The organism is Rhizobacter sp. P5_A1, assembly GCF_056400745.1.
Genome location: NZ_JBFUKR010000009.1, coordinates 80739 through 92338 on the forward strand (window position 1 = coordinate 80739; position 11600 = coordinate 92338).

At 65.1% G+C, this 11600-nt stretch carries 15 protein-coding genes; 6 read left to right on the plus strand and 9 right to left on the minus strand.

Going from position 1 to position 11600, the window contains the following annotated elements; translation table 11 throughout:
• Positions 1 to 3: 3 nt before the first annotated feature.
• Both AC1DTW_RS12265 and AC1DTW_RS12270 read right to left on the minus strand, forming a co-directional pair.
• A complete protein-coding gene (locus tag AC1DTW_RS12265) occupies positions 4 to 195 on the minus strand; it encodes a hypothetical protein (RefSeq protein WP_477981405.1) in 192 nt (63 codons plus the stop codon).
• Positions 196 to 350: 155 nt separating this feature from the next.
• Positions 351 to 1064: an autoinducer binding domain-containing protein gene (locus AC1DTW_RS12270; protein ID WP_477981407.1), complete on the minus strand. Its 714-nt coding sequence runs from the start codon at positions 1062 to 1064 to the stop codon at positions 351 to 353.
• 149 nt (positions 1065 to 1213) lie between these two features.
• Between AC1DTW_RS12270 and AC1DTW_RS12275 the strand changes: the two genes are divergently transcribed.
• The 6 genes from AC1DTW_RS12275 to AC1DTW_RS12300 all read left to right on the plus strand — a co-directional run bounded on the left by AC1DTW_RS12275 (position 1214) and on the right by AC1DTW_RS12300 (position 5991).
• The gene (locus tag AC1DTW_RS12275) at positions 1214 to 1603 is read left to right on the plus strand and encodes a DUF4902 domain-containing protein (RefSeq protein ID WP_477981408.1); all 390 of its coding nucleotides are present in this window, start codon (positions 1214 to 1216) and stop codon (positions 1601 to 1603) included.
• A 170-nt stretch (positions 1604 to 1773) separates the two neighbouring features.
• Complete coding sequence (locus AC1DTW_RS12280; protein ID WP_477981409.1) at positions 1774 to 2061, plus strand: hypothetical protein; 288 nt, start codon at positions 1774 to 1776, stop codon at positions 2059 to 2061.
• Positions 2062 to 2133: 72 nt separating this feature from the next.
• Positions 2134 to 2766 (plus strand): ANTAR domain-containing response regulator, encoded by a 633-nt coding sequence (locus AC1DTW_RS12285; RefSeq protein WP_477981411.1) that lies wholly within the window; start codon positions 2134 to 2136, stop codon positions 2764 to 2766.
• A 255-nt stretch (positions 2767 to 3021) separates the two neighbouring features.
• Positions 3022 to 4245 (plus strand): ABC transporter substrate-binding protein, encoded by a 1224-nt coding sequence (locus AC1DTW_RS12290; protein ID WP_477981412.1) that lies wholly within the window; start codon positions 3022 to 3024, stop codon positions 4243 to 4245.
• A gap of 28 nt (positions 4246 to 4273) precedes the next feature.
• Entirely contained in the window at positions 4274 to 5176 is a 903-nt protein-coding gene (ntrB, locus tag AC1DTW_RS12295; protein WP_477981413.1) for a nitrate ABC transporter permease, read from the plus strand.
• Between the two features lie 14 nt (positions 5177 to 5190).
• On the plus strand, positions 5191 to 5991 hold the full coding sequence (locus AC1DTW_RS12300) for an ABC transporter ATP-binding protein (RefSeq protein WP_477981415.1): 801 nt from the start codon (positions 5191 to 5193) through the stop codon (positions 5989 to 5991).
• A gap of 33 nt (positions 5992 to 6024) precedes the next feature.
• On the opposite strand, the gene fdx is transcribed toward AC1DTW_RS12300, so the two are convergent.
• The 7 genes from fdx to AC1DTW_RS12335 form a co-directional block, all read right to left on the minus strand.
• Positions 6025 to 6363 carry an ISC system 2Fe-2S type ferredoxin gene (gene fdx / locus AC1DTW_RS12305; protein WP_477981416.1) on the minus strand — a complete coding sequence of 113 codons (339 nt, stop codon included), beginning with the start codon at positions 6361 to 6363 and terminating at the stop codon, positions 6025 to 6027.
• A 26-nt stretch (positions 6364 to 6389) separates the two neighbouring features.
• Positions 6390 to 8246 carry a Fe-S protein assembly chaperone HscA gene (hscA, locus tag AC1DTW_RS12310; protein WP_477981417.1) on the minus strand — a complete coding sequence of 619 codons (1857 nt, stop codon included), beginning with the start codon at positions 8244 to 8246 and terminating at the stop codon, positions 6390 to 6392.
• A 7-nt stretch (positions 8247 to 8253) separates the two neighbouring features.
• Positions 8254 to 8772, minus strand: coding sequence for a Fe-S protein assembly co-chaperone HscB (gene hscB / locus AC1DTW_RS12315; RefSeq protein ID WP_477981418.1), 519 nt, complete (start codon positions 8770 to 8772; stop codon positions 8254 to 8256).
• A gap of 118 nt (positions 8773 to 8890) precedes the next feature.
• Entirely contained in the window at positions 8891 to 9214 is a 324-nt protein-coding gene (gene iscA / locus AC1DTW_RS12320) for an iron-sulfur cluster assembly protein IscA (protein ID WP_477981420.1), read from the minus strand.
• A 1-nt stretch (position 9215) separates the two neighbouring features.
• Positions 9216 to 9629 carry a Fe-S cluster assembly scaffold IscU gene (iscU, locus tag AC1DTW_RS12325; protein WP_477981421.1) on the minus strand — a complete coding sequence of 138 codons (414 nt, stop codon included), beginning with the start codon at positions 9627 to 9629 and terminating at the stop codon, positions 9216 to 9218.
• 26 nt (positions 9630 to 9655) lie between these two features.
• The gene (locus AC1DTW_RS12330; protein ID WP_477981555.1) at positions 9656 to 10870 is read right to left on the minus strand and encodes an IscS subfamily cysteine desulfurase; all 1215 of its coding nucleotides are present in this window, start codon (positions 10868 to 10870) and stop codon (positions 9656 to 9658) included.
• Positions 10871 to 10927: 57 nt separating this feature from the next.
• Positions 10928 to 11461, minus strand: coding sequence for a Fe-S cluster assembly transcription factor (locus tag AC1DTW_RS12335; protein WP_477981422.1), 534 nt, complete (start codon positions 11459 to 11461; stop codon positions 10928 to 10930).
• Positions 11462 to 11600: the final 139 nt, after the last annotated feature.

Consider the following 11600-nt stretch of genomic DNA (forward strand, 5'->3'; position numbering starts at 1 on the left):
GGATTACCAGCCGCCGCGCGGCAAGTCGGTATCGACGACCGTGGCATCCGCAGACCAGCCGCCGCGAGGAAGACCGCCGCCGACGGATTGCAAAGCCGTCAAGTCCAGTTCGATGGGGCAGGTTTGCGTCGCCGCGGCGTCGGTGGGTTGGCGAACGACGACAGCGGACAGGTCGAAAGTGGGCTTGGTTTGCATCTGAGGCTCCGAAAGGTTGGCTGGATGCACGCGTCGCATGCACGAACCAGATTCCATCAGAGACCAAGCAAACGGGTAACTGTAAAGTCTTACAGGGTGGGGGTTGACACAACGTGTGCGAACTCACCGGGAGGAGTTCACACGGGCCACAGATGTCAGCGCAGCAAGCCCATTCGCAGCGCCTTCAAGACGGCCTGGTGCTTGTTCACGCAGCCCAGTTTGTGGGTTGCGTTGTTGACGTGCAGCGACGCGGTCCGCTCAGTGATGCCGAGCACGTTGCCGACCTCCCACGCCGTCTTGCCCTCCATCGTCCAACGCAAGGACTCGAGTTCGCGCGGCGTCAGCGAAGGCAGCGCGGGATCGGCGGAAGCAGGTATCAGGATGCGTGCAGCGGCGTCCTGCGCGTGCACGGCGAACAGCTGCAAATCGGCAACCATGCGCGTCAGTTCGCCGGGGTCGTCCGGCACCGGGCGATCACGCTCGACGCCGAGTAGAAAATGCCGACCTTCGGGCATGTGCAGCGCCAACGCGATGCCATTGCAGTAGCCATGGCCGGCCATTTCTTCCCAGAGCTCACCGACACCCTTGCGCACGTAGGTTGCCTGATCCCAAATGATCGGGACGCTCTGGCGTTTGCAATGCTGCATTACCGGATCGCGGCGCCAGCTCTCCGGGTCCTGGAACGACTCCTGGTAAGAGACTGGAGCGTTGTCGACGATGATGAACTCGGCCTCACCCAACATGTGATCGAGCACCAGCGTCGCGGCGACTTTGTCGAAGCCCAAGCGCCGCGTGAACGCGACAAGCTCATCCTGGAACTCGTCGCGGTCCCGACTCTTCAGCACCTCCGAAAAGCCACCCTGAAGCATGCCGCCCCTTCAGCTCCGAACACGCAATTGGTCACAGATTCGCACGATACCCGTGTGCAACCTGTAAACATTGACAGATGGCAAGACCCGATTCTGTTGCCACACTGGGCACATCATTGATCCCTCGAGGAGATTCGATCATCGACGCAATGACCCTGCCCCGCAACATGACACCGGCGTGGATCGTCTATGCGTGGGCCCCGGTATTGTGGCAGGCCGCCTCGGCCCCCTCGCTGCATCTCGTCCACCTCGGAACCCGGGTGTTGACTTTTGGCGACGACGACATCCCGTGCAGCGGACAGACACTGTGGGGCGATCACACCGAAGCCTGCGCGGCCGGCGTCGCCTGGGACTGGGTCGAATTGCGCCAGGGCGTCGTGGCGATGTCCGACCCACTGGGCATGGTCACCAACCTGCGCCTCATCGACGCCCATGGCGAGGAAATGACGCAGACCCAGATGGCGGTGCACCTGCACCAGATGGTGCACGCCCTGCCCTGGCAGAGCGAAGTCAAGCGCGTGCTGCGCAAGCCCTCGTGAGCCTCGCGTCATTGCGTGGACTTGTGCCGGTGGCGGACTTCCCGCCATCGGTAGTTTCCCGTACATTGTGCGTTCGACCCTTCACGCCGCGCCAATAAAGGCCTACCCTCTATTGTCCTGTCGAGCAACGGCGCAGATTCGTTGCCACTACAAAACGAGTCGTCGGTCCCATGAAAGAATACCGTCTTGTCGCCTGGCCGCAGTTGCGGGCCCCGTTCGACCGCATCGCCTACCGGCGCATGCTGAGCGACATGTCTCACAGGCACATGACGCTGGCCCAGCTGGCCGAATGCAGCGGGATCCGCCGCCATGAGGTGCGCAGCTTTCTCGAGATGCTCGAGTCGCGCGAGTTGATCACCGAACGCGAGGCCCCGGTCCCCGACTCGCTGTTTGGCTCGCTGCGCCCGTTCGGCGGCTGGCTGCGCCGGGCGCTCGCGTCCGCGCACGCTGACCGCTGATACCACCGCTGCTCGTTGCCGACGCCGACAAGGCGATGAACCCATTGGCGTGAATGTTGCTCCAACCGGAGCATGTCCACCCCTGCGCTTCTGCGCATCGTCATTGTTGCGCCCGACTCGTTGGCTGCCGATTCGACCGATTCCGCCTCCGAGACGGAGGTCCGGCGCTCGCGCTGGCTGCGCATCGGCCTGCTGGAAGGCGGCTACAACATCGTTGCGGTGCTGCCGGCTGACGTCTTCCTGCCCGAACGCCTGGCCCAGATCGGGCCCGACATGATCATCGTGGACGCGGAGAGTCAGGCGCGCGACACGCTCGAGCACGTCGTGATGGCCACGCGCGATGCGCGTCGGCCGATCGTGCTGTTCACCGAGGACAACGACACCTCGCACGTGCAGCAGGCCATCGCTGCGGGGGTTACCGCCTACGTCGTCGCCGGACTCGCGCCGGACCGCGTCAAACCGGTGCTCGAGGTGGCGCTCGCACGCTTCCAGCACGAAGAAGGCCTGCGGCAGGAGCTCGCGGCGGCGCGCACCGAGCTCTCGGGCCGCAAGGCGATCGACCGTGCCAAGGGCATCCTGATGCGCAGCCAAGGCATCGCCGAGAACGAAGCCTACGCGCGACTGCGCAAGACGGCGATGGACAAGGGCCTGAAGGTCGCCGAGGTCGCGCAGCGCGTGATCGACGTCGCCGACCTGCTCGCGTAGCGCGCGGGCACCGGTGGGATCACCGGCGCACCGCTGCTGTGCACCGGCGCTGGCACACCATTTGCATATTGCCCCATCGGAAGATCAATGGCGATCTTCTGACAAAACGCAAGCGCACCGAAGCGGGTGAGCTTGCGCCGGACGATGGCGTCCCCACGACTCAATGGCCACAGGCCGGGTCCGTGCGGACGCCTTTTTGCTTTTCGCATCGCCTTCAAGACCACCATGAACACACCCGTCATTCGAGAGCCTGACATGACCCGCCGCAACCTGATCAAAGGCGCCGCCGCGGTGAGCGCCGCCGGGCTCGTTCCCGGCCTGAACACCGCCGTCTACGCGCAAGGCTCCGACAAGCCCGAGAAGGAAGAGGTCCGCATCGGCTTCATCCCGCTGACGGACTGTGCGTCGGTCGTGATGGCCTCTGTACTGGGCTTCGACAAGAAGTACGGCGTCAAGATCATCCCGACCAAGGAAGCCTCGTGGGCCGGCGTGCGCGACAAGCTCGTCAACGGCGAGCTCGACATGGCACACGTGCTCTACGGCCTGGTCTACGGCGTGCACCTCGGCATCGGCGGCCCGAAGAAGGACATGGCCGTGCTGATGACGCTGAACAATAACGGCCAGGCCATCACGCTGTCGAAGAAGCTCGCCGACAAGGGCGCCGTCGACGGTCCGAGCCTGGCCAAGCTGATGGCGAAGGAGAAAGGCGAGTACACCTTCGCGCAGACCTTCCCGACAGGCACCCATGCGATGTGGCTGTACTACTGGATGGCCGCGGCCGGCATCAACCCCCTCAAGGACGCCAAGGTCATCACCGTGCCCCCGCCGCAGATGGTCGCGAACATGCGCGTCGGCAACATGGACGGCTACTGCGTCGGCGAGCCCTGGGGCCACCGTGCGATCGCCGACGGCATCGGCATCACCGCGGTCACGACGCAGGATATCTGGAGGGATCACCCCGAGAAGGTGCTCGGCACGACGCACGATTTCGTCAAGAAGTATCCGAACACCGCGCGCGCAGTCATGATGGCGATCCTCGAAGCCGGCAAGTGGATCGATGCGAGCCTGACCAATAAGAACAAGATGGCCGAGACCGTGGCCGACAAGAGCTACGTCAACACCAGCGTCGACGTGATCAACCAGCGCATCCTGGGCCGCTACCAGAACGGCCTGGGCAGGACCTGGGACGATCCGAACTACATGAAGTTCTTCAACGACGGCGCGGTCAACTTCCCGTACCTGAGCGACGGCATGTGGTTCCTGACGCAGCACAAGCGCTGGGGCCTGCTGAAGGAGCATCCGGACTACCTGGCCGTCGCGACCCAGATCAACCAGATCGATCTGTACAAGCAGGCGGCCGCGCAGGTCAAGGTCAGCGTGCCCAAGGACCCGCTGCGCAGCAGCAAGCTGATCGACGGCATCGTGTGGGACGGCAAGGACCCCAAGAAGTACGCCGACGCCTTCAAGGTCAAGGCCTGAGCCTCATCAAACTTCGAGGAGAACCGCGATGGTCGCTGCAGTCTTTCATTCCCCGCGACAGCCGGCGATCACCGCCGCACCGGCGCCGAGCGTCGCGGTCGCCAATCCGCCCGTCGCCAAGCCAGAGCGAGCCGCCGTGGTGCGCCAGGCGCCGTACGATTGGCGCGAGCTCGGCTTCAAGGTGCTGCCGCCGATCTTCGGCATCGCACTGTTGATCGGCATCTGGGCCCTGCTGACGCTGAAGAGCACGAGCTTCCCGACACCGGCAGCGACCTTCGCCGAGGCGGTGAAGGTGTTCTCGGACCCGTTCTACAGCAAGGGTCCGAACGACCAGGGGATCGGCTGGAACATCCTGTTCTCGCTCGAACGGGTTGCGGTCGGCTTCGGTCTGGCGGCGCTGGTCGGCATCCCGATGGGCTTTGCGATCGGCCGCTTCGAGGTGCTGAACCGCATGCTCTCGCCGCTGATCAGCCTGCTCCGGCCGGTCTCGCCGCTGGCCTGGCTGCCGATCGGGCTGCTCGTGTTCAAGGCCGCGAACCCGGCAGCGATCTGGACGATCTTCATCTGCTCGATCTGGCCGATGATCATCAACACCGCGGTCGGCGTGCAGCGCGTGCCGGCCGACTACCTGAACGTCGCGCGCGTGTTGAACCTGTCGGAATGGAAGGTCGTCACGAAAATCCTGTTCCCTGCCGTGCTGCCCTACATGCTGACGGGCGTGCGGCTGTCGGTCGGCACCGCGTGGTTGGTGATCGTCGCGGCCGAGATGCTGACCGGCGGCGTCGGCATCGGCTTCTGGGTCTGGGACGAGTGGAACAACCTGAACGTGCCGCATATCCTGATCGCGATCCTGGTCATCGGCGTGGTCGGGCTGGTGCTGGAAATGCTGCTCGTGAATATCGCGAAGCGCTTCAGCTTCGACGAAGTCTGAAAGGAAGCTCCACCATGGGTCACTTCATCGAAGTTCAGCACGCCGAGATGGTGTTCAAGACGCGCAAGGGCCAGTTCCATGCGCTGCGCGACATCAACCTGACCGTGACGAAGGGCGAGTTCGTCACGCTGATCGGCCATTCGGGCTGCGGCAAGTCGACCTTGCTGAACCTGATCGCCGGGCTGACCTTGCCGACCGCCGGCGCATTGCTGTGCGACAACCGCGAGATCGCCGCCCCGGGCCCGGAACGCGCGGTCGTATTCCAGAATCACTCGCTGCTGCCCTGGCTGACCTGCTTCGAGAACGTGCATCTCGCGGTCGAGCGCGTCTTCGCCGGCACCGAGAGCAAGGCGATGCTGGCCGAGCGCACCCATGCCGCGCTTGCGCTCGTCGGCATGGACCACGCGACCCAGAAGCGTCCGCACGAGATCTCCGGTGGCATGAAGCAGCGTGTGGGCATCGCGCGCGCGCTGGCGATGGAACCAAAGGTGCTGCTGCTCGATGAACCCTTCGGCGCGCTCGACGCACTCACGCGCGCACGGTTGCAGGACGAATTGCTGAAGATCGTCGGCCGTACGCAGAGCACGACGGTGATGGTCACGCACGACGTCGACGAAGCGGTACTGCTGTCCGATCGCATCGTGATGATGACGAACGGGCCGGCCGCGACCATCGGCGAGATTCTGAGCGTCGACCTCGCTCGGCCGCGCGACCGCATCGAACTGGCCGAAGACGCGCGCTACGTGCACTACCGCAAGGAGGTTCTCGACTTCCTGTACACGCGCCACGGGCACGTCGACCGTCAGGCCGCCTGAAGCCGAGTCATTCGCCCCGCCGACTGCCTCGGGTCAGTGCTCTTCCTTGGCGTGGTTGATCGTGTACTTCGGAATCTCGATCGTCACGTCTTGCTTCGACAGGATCGCCTGACACGACAGGCGCGAGTTCGGCTCGAGGCCCCAGGCGCGGTCGAGCAGGTCTTCCTCGCTCTCGTCCATCTCGCCGAGCGAGTTGAAGCCTTCGCGCACGATGACATGACAGGTCGTGCAGGCGCAGCTCATCTCGCAGGCGTGCTCGATCTCGATATGGCTGTCGAGCAGCGCCTCGCAGATCGAGGTGCCGGTGGGCGCCTCGATCTGCGTGCCTTCGGGGCAATACTCGGCGTGGGGCAGGATCTTGATGATGGGCATGGGGCGGTGTTCTAAAGGGCGCGCGCTCAGAGCTGATCAACTCGGCGCCCGGCGAGTGCGACACGGATGCTGCGATTCATGCGTTCGGCCGCGAAGGCTTCAGTGCCCTTTGCAAGCGCCTCGACGGCGGCGTCGATCGCATGGTGATCGGTACTCTCGCGACTCGCCTGCAGCGCGACCAGGAGCGCTTCGATCGACTCGCGCTCGTGCGCATCCAGCAGGTCGCCGTCGGCCGCCAGCGCCGCGCGCGTCGCCAGCAGCATCCGCTCGGCCTCGACGCGCGATTCGCGCAGGCTGCGCTCGACCATGTCGGCTTCGGCCGAGCTGAAGCTCTCGGTCAGCATGCGCGCGATCTCGTCGTCGCCCAGGCCGTAGCTCGGCTTCACCGTGATCGCCGCCTCGACGCCCGAGGTTTCCTCGCGCGCCGTGACGTTCAGCAGGCCATCGGCATCAACCGCGAAGCTGACCCTCACGCGCGCGGCACCCGCGACCATCGGCGGGATGCCGCGCAGTTCGAAGCGCGCGAGCGAACGGCAGTCGCTGACGACCTCGCGCTCGCCCTGCACGACGTGCAGCGCGATCGCCGTCTGGCCGTCCTTGAAGGTCGTGAAGTCCTGTGCGCGCGCGGTCGGGATCGTGCTGTTGCGCGGGATGATGCGCTCGACCAGGCCGCCCATCGTCTCGAGCCCGAGCGACAGCGCGATCACGTCGAGCAGCAGCAGTTCGTCGGCACCGGCGTTGCCGGCCAGCGCATTGGCCTGGATCGCGGCGCCGAGCGCGACAACTTCGTCCGGGTTCAGGTTCGTCAGCGGCGCCTGGCCAAAGAACTCGCCGACCGCCGCCTGGACCATCGGCATGCGCGTCGAGCCGCCGACCATCACGACGCCCTTGACATCGGACTTGCTGGTCTTCGCGTCGCGCAGCACCTTGCGCACGGCAACCATCGTGCGCGCGAGCAAGGGCTGCGCGAGCGCCTCGAAACCGGCGCGCGTGACACGTACCGAGAGCTCACCGTTCGCAAGCGGGCACGCCAGCGTCGCGTGGTCGGCGGCCGAGAGCTTTTCCTTCGCGGCACGCGCGGCGACCAGCACCGCGCGCTTGTCCTGCGGCGTCTGCACGGCAAGCCCGGCTTCGGCGAGCGCCCAGGCGGCCAGTGCCGCGTCGAAATCATCGCCGCCGAGGGCCGAATCGCCACCGGTCGCGACGACCTCGAACACGCCTGCGGTCAGGCGCAGCAGCGAGATGTCGAAGGTGCCCCCGCCGAGGTCGTAGACGGCATACAGGCCTTCGGAGCCGTTCTCGAGGCCATACGCGATTGCCGCGGCCGTCGGTTCGCTGATCAGGCGCAGCACGTTCAGGCCGGCAAGCTGCGCGGCATCCTTGGTGGCTTGGCGCTGGGCATCGTCGAAATACGCCGGGACGGTGACGACCGCGCCGAACACGTCGTCGTCGAAGGTGTCTTCGGCCCGCTGCCTCAGCGTGGCCAGAATCTCGGCCGAGACCTCGACCGGCGACTTCACGCCGGCGACGGTGCGCATCTGCACCATGCCGGGCGCCTCGATGAACTCGTAGGGCAGCTTGTCGCGATGTTCGATGTCGGCGAGACCACGCCCCATGAAGCGCTTGACCGACACGATCGTGTTGTGCGGATCGATCGCCGCTTCGGCAAGCGCCACAGCACCGATCTGGCGCTTGCCGTCCGCGAGGTAGCGCACCGCCGAAGGCAGGATCACATGCCCAGCCTTGTCCGGCAGACATTCGGCGACGCCATGACGCACCGCGGCAACCAGCGAATGCGTGGTCCCGAGGTCGATGCCGATCGCGATGCGGCGCTGGTGTGGATCGGGCGCGCCGCCCGGCTCGGAAATTTGCAGAAGGGCCATGATGAAATTATTGTCCCAGCGCTTCGAGGCGCTGCTCGATGTCATGCGCAAAGCGCTCGCTGAACATGAGGGCTCTGACCTGCCGGGCTGCCGCCGCGAAGTCGCGCTGCTCGTCGAGCGTCGTCTGCAGCTGCGCCAGCGCCGATTCACGATGCGCCGCGAGCGCCCCGGCCAGCGCTTCGACCTGCGCGAGGCCGGGCGCATCGTCCAGCGCCTCGCGCCACGCCATCTGCTGGTGCAAAAACTCCGTCGGCATCGCGGTGTTGTTCTCGGCCTCGATCGCAGCACCGTTCAACTCGCAGAGGTAAGCGGCTCGCTTCAGCGGATCCTTCAGGCGCCGATAGGCCTCATTGACGCGCAGCGCCCACTGCATCGCGACGCGCTGCGCTGCGGCGCCCTCGGCTGCAAACCGGTCGGGGTGAACCTCGCCCTGCAGCGCGCGCCAACGCGCGTCGAGTGCGCTTCGATCGAGCGCGAAGCGCGGCGCGATGTCGAACAGTTCAAAGTCGGTGCTGGCCAAGTTCATGGAATGAAAGAGTGGGCCAACGGCCCGCTCTTCGGTGCACGCTCATCTTGCGAAGCAAGGTGAAGCCGAAACCAAAAGGCGCGGACCCTGGCCGCGCCTTTGTCGATGACGCAACGCGTCAAACGCGGAACGATTCGCCGCAGCCGCAGCGGTCTTTCTCGCGCGGGTTGTGGAACTTGAAGCCCTCGTTCAGCCCTTCGCGAACGAAATCGAGCTCGGTGCCGTCGATATAAGGCAGGCTCTTCGGGTCGACCAGCACCTTGACGCCGTGTCCTTCGAACACCGTGTCTTCGGGCGCGAAATCATCGGCGTACTCGAGCTTGTAGGCCAGGCCGGAGCAGCCGGTCGTCTTCACGCCCAGCCGCACGCCAACGCCTTTGCCGCGCTTGCTGATGTAGCGCGAGACATGCCTCGCTGCCGCTTCGGTCAGGGTCACCGCCATTTCAGAGAGCCTGCGTTCCCGACGGGAGCGCCGTCGCGCTCTTGGACTTGTAGTCGTTGACCGCCGCCTTGATCGCGTCTTCGGCGAGGATCGAGCAGTGAATCTTCACCGGCGGCAGCGCCAGTTCTTCGGCGATGTGCGTGTTCTTGATCGTCAACGCCTCGTCGAGCGACTTGCCCTTGACCCACTCGGTCACCAGCGAGCTCGACGCGATCGCCGAGCCGCAGCCGTAGGTCTTGAACTTCGCGTCTTCGATCAGGCCGGTCACCGGATTCACCTTGATCTGCAGCTTCATCACGTCGCCGCAGGCCGGCGCGCCGACCATGCCGGTACCGACCGAGTCGTCGCCCTTGTCGAACGAGCCAACGTTGCGCGGATTCTCGTAATGCTCGACCACTTTTTCACTGTAAGCCATGTCGTACTCCTGATACTCGTTCGGTCTCAGTGGGCAGCCCACTGGATCGTGCTGATGTCGATGCCATCCTTGTGCATCTCCCACAGCGGGGACAGATCGCGCAACTTCGCGACGCGATCCTTCAAGGTCGTGATCACGTAGTCGACCTCTTCGACGGTCGTGAAGCGGCCAATCGTCATGCGCAGGCTCGAGTGCGCGAGCTCGTCGCTGCGGCCGAGTGCGCGCAGCACGTAGCTCGGCTCCAGGCTCGCTGACGTGCAGGCCGAACCCGACGACACCGCGATGCCCTTGATGCCCATGATCAGCGACTCGCCCTCGACGAAGTTGAAGCTCATGTTGACGTTGTGCGGCACGCGCTGGTCTTTGTGGCCGTTCAGGAATGTCTGCTCGATGCCGGACAGCCCGTTGATCAGGCGCTGGTGCAGCATCCGGATGCGCTCGTTGTCGGTGTGCATCTCGGCCTTCGCGAGGGCGTAGGCTTCGCCCATGCCGACGATCTGGTGCGTCGCCAGCGTTCCCGAGCGCATGCCGCGCTCATGCCCGCCGCCGTGCATCTGCGCCTCGATGCGCACGCGCGGCTTGCGGCGCACGTACAGCGCGCCGATGCCCTTCGGGCCGTAGGTCTTGTGCGAGGCCAGGCTCATCAGGTCGACCGGCAGCGTGGCCAGATCGATGTCGACCTTGCCGGTCGCCTGGGCCGCGTCGACATGGAAGATGATTCCGCGCGCGCGGCACATCTTGCCGATGGTCTCGATATCCTGGATCACGCCGATCTCATTGTTGACGAGCAGCACCGAGACCAGGATCGTGTCGGGTCGGATCGCGGCTTCGAGCTTGTTCAGATCGACCAGGCCGTCTTCCTGCACGTCCAGGTACGTGATCTCGAAGCCCTGGCGCTCGAGCTCGCGCATGGTGTCGAGCACTGCCTTGTGCTCGGTCTTCAGCGTGATCAGGTGCTTGCCGCGCGTCTTGTAGAACTGCGCGGCGCCCTTCAGTGCGAGGTTGATCGACTCGGTCGCGCCGGAGGTCCAGACGATCTCGCGCGGATCGGCGCCGACCAGCGCCGCGACCTGCTCGCGCGCGCTCTCGACCGCGGCTTCGGCCTCCCAGCCCCACGCGTGGCTGCGCGAGGCCGGATTGCCGAAATGCTCGCGAAGCCAGGGAATCATCGCGTCGACGACGCGCTGGTCGACCGGCGTCGTCGCGCCGTAGTCCATGTAGATCGGGAAGTGCGGGGTCATGTCCATGCGAGTTCGTCCCGGCGGCGCGGTGACACCGCGCGCCGCCTGCGGGTTGATTTACTTCGTGAAGGCCGCGCCGAGCGCGAATACGCTGTTCGGCGCCGTGATCTTGATCGGCTTGACGACCGGCTGCGTCGAGATCGCGCGCTTGACCGGATGTTCTTCGATCGAGACGCCCTTCGCGAGCTGCTCGTCGACGAGCTTGCGCAGCGAGACCGAGTCGAGGAACTCGATCATCTTGGAATTCAGGCTCGCCCAAAGATCGTGCGTCATGCAGCGGCCGGTGTCGTCGCCCATGCAGTTTTCCTTGCCCGCACAGCCGGTCGCATCGATCGGCTCGTCAACCGCGACGATGATGTCGGCGACCGTGATTTCCTCGGCCTTGCGGCCCAGCGAATAGCCGCCACCCGGGCCGCGCGTGCTCTCGACGAGTTCGTGACGGCGCAATTTGCCGAACAATTGTTCGAGGTAGGACAGCGAAATTTGTTGCCGCCCGCTGATCGCCGCCAGAGCGACAGGTCCGGTGTGCTCGCGCAGCGCGAGGTCGATCATGGCGGTCACCGCGAAACGGCCCTTGGTGGTCAGACGCATTGAATTCTCCTAAAGCCTGTGTCGGCAGTTCAGCTACAGAATGGCAACTTCAGCGAACCGACAGAGCCGGAGGACGGGTTAACCCGCACCCTATTCCGACTGGTTTCGTCAAGTATAGCCGAAGCCGACAAATTCGGTC